Genomic DNA, 229 nt, shown 5'->3' with positions numbered 1-229 from the left:
CTGTGTGCGCCGCTTTGATTTCTTTCTCGTTTGCTGTCACGATATATCCATTTGTCTGCTTGATGGCGTGAAGGATTTGTGTTGCACGTTCAGGTGCTGCAATCGCAATGCCCTCAGCGATCGTTCCTTTATTTTGAACCGTTACTTTCTCAAGACACTGCTCATGAAAAGCTTGTGCAAGTGGAGCACAGTTTTCTGCTTGAACCGCGACGATTTTTGGCAAAACCTC

General features: G+C 46.3%; 1 protein-coding gene. It reads right to left on the bottom strand.

The genetic code is table 11. The features are described from left to right. On the bottom strand, window positions 1-229 hold a 229-nt coding region (locus R0J92_RS27440), incomplete at both ends, for a pyridoxal-phosphate dependent enzyme (protein WP_411054002.1).

The sequence above is a fragment of the Tritonibacter sp. SIMBA_163 genome, assembly GCF_046535935.1.
Taxonomy (GTDB): domain Bacteria; phylum Pseudomonadota; class Alphaproteobacteria; order Rhodobacterales; family Rhodobacteraceae; genus Epibacterium; species Epibacterium scottomollicae.
The sequence above is the reverse complement of the archived record's forward strand: the minus strand, read 5'-3'. Positions and strand labels throughout refer to the sequence as shown.